The sequence below is a fragment of the Desulfovibrio desulfuricans genome, assembly GCF_024460775.1.
In the GTDB taxonomy this organism is placed as follows: domain Bacteria; phylum Desulfobacterota; class Desulfovibrionia; order Desulfovibrionales; family Desulfovibrionaceae; genus Desulfovibrio; species Desulfovibrio desulfuricans_E.
Map to the genome: position 1 here is coordinate 1 of NZ_JANFYZ010000051.1, position 344 is coordinate 344.

Below are 344 nucleotides of genomic sequence, written 5' to 3' on the forward strand. Positions count from 1 at the left end.
TCGTAATAGCCGCTTCTTGTATGCCAGATGGGAGGCTATTGAGCTTGAGTATCTCTGAGATAGTACTTTCTGCCTTGCCCAATTGAACTGCAACGCCTTGTTGAGCTAAACCAGATGCATTGATGATATCCTGGATGGCTCGAGCTTCTTCCATGGGCAGGAGAGAGTTGCGTTGTAAATTTTCAGTTAATGCAATGACCCTGTAATCTCCAGATACCAACTGAGCTGGCAATTCTTCAAGACCAAGTTCTGATGCCGCCTTATATCTACGCTCACCTGAGACTATTACTTTTTTATCGCCATCAACCCGGTATAGAATCGGAGTAATAATTCCATTAACACTA

General features: G+C 43.6%; 1 protein-coding gene. It reads right to left on the reverse strand.

Annotated features, from left to right (window positions below):
- Positions 1-344 (reverse strand): ParB/RepB/Spo0J family partition protein (locus NE637_RS15365; RefSeq protein WP_256267800.1); only part of this gene is annotated, 344 nt, incomplete at both ends.